Here is a 1,198-nt window from a genome sequence, read left to right as displayed (position 1 = left end):
GACAACGGCCGGCTGACGGTTGAGCAGGATCCGCTGGGGTCGGTGACGGCGTATCAGTACGACGAAGCCGGTCGGTTGATTGCGCTGTTTCCCGGGGACGATGCGCCCACGTCCTACGAGCATGACAACGGGTTCGTTCGCGTAGTACGTCGCGGCGACGCGGTCTGGAAATACCAGCGTAATGACCAGGGCGATATCACCCGCAAGACCGATCCGGGCGGTAACTACACCGAATACACCTACACCAAACACGGCAAGCTCAGCGGCGTCTGGCACCCGGACAACAGCAGTCAGCGCTTTATCTGGAATGAACGTGGCCAGCTCACCGAAGAGAAATTGGCGAATGGCGGCGTGCGGCGCTATCGCTATGACGACCTGGGGCGGCAGGTAGCCTGCGAGGATGAGCATGGTGCGCTGACCCAGTATCAGTGGGACGCCGTAGGTCGTTTGCTGAAGGTGATTCAGCCGGGCGGCGCCACTCGCGAATTCAGCTACAACCCGTACGGAAAAATCACTGCCGAGCGCGATGAACTGGGTCGGGTTACCCGATACGAGTATGCCGACGGCCTGCACCTGATCAGCCGTCGGATTAATCCCGACGGCACACAGCTCAAATACCGCTACGACAATGCCCGGTTGTTACTGACCGAGTTTGAAAACGAAGTCGGGGAAACCTATAGGCTCGACTATCACGCCAACGGCCTGATCCAGCAGGAAACCGGCTTTGATGGCCGACGTACCGCCTACGTTTATGACCTCGCCGGGCATCTGCTGGAAAAGACCGAATATGGCGACGATGGTAGTCAGCTGGTTACTGGCTATCAGCGAGACAGCGCCGGTCGCCTCGTAAGAAAAACCCTGCCCGACCGCAGCATTGTCGATTACACCTACGATCGCCTCGGCAATCTCCTCAGTGTCGACGACGGCCACTGGCCGCTCCACTACGAATACGACCTGCAAAACCGCCTCACCGCCGAACATCAGGGCTGGGGCACCTTGCGCTATGGCTATGACGAATGCGGGCAGCTCAACTATCTGCGCCTGCCCGATAACAACCGCGTGGCCTTCCACCACGACAAAGGCGGCGACCTTGCCACCGTCGAACTGAATGGCAACCCGCTCACTTCACACCTGTTCAGATCCGGCCGAGAGCACCAGCGCCAGCAAGGTCAGCTCCTCAGCCACTACCACTACGACG

Annotated in this window: 1 pseudogene; it reads left to right on the top strand. The window is 59.6% G+C overall.

Going from position 1 to position 1,198, the window contains the following annotated elements:
* Positions 1-1,198, top strand: a pseudogene (locus HX875_RS11450) (RHS repeat protein); the annotation flags it as partial.

Source organism: Pseudomonas yamanorum (genome assembly GCF_013386765.1).
Classification (GTDB): domain Bacteria; phylum Pseudomonadota; class Gammaproteobacteria; order Pseudomonadales; family Pseudomonadaceae; genus Aquipseudomonas; species Aquipseudomonas yamanorum_A.
This window is presented reverse-complemented; position numbering and strand designations above follow the sequence as displayed.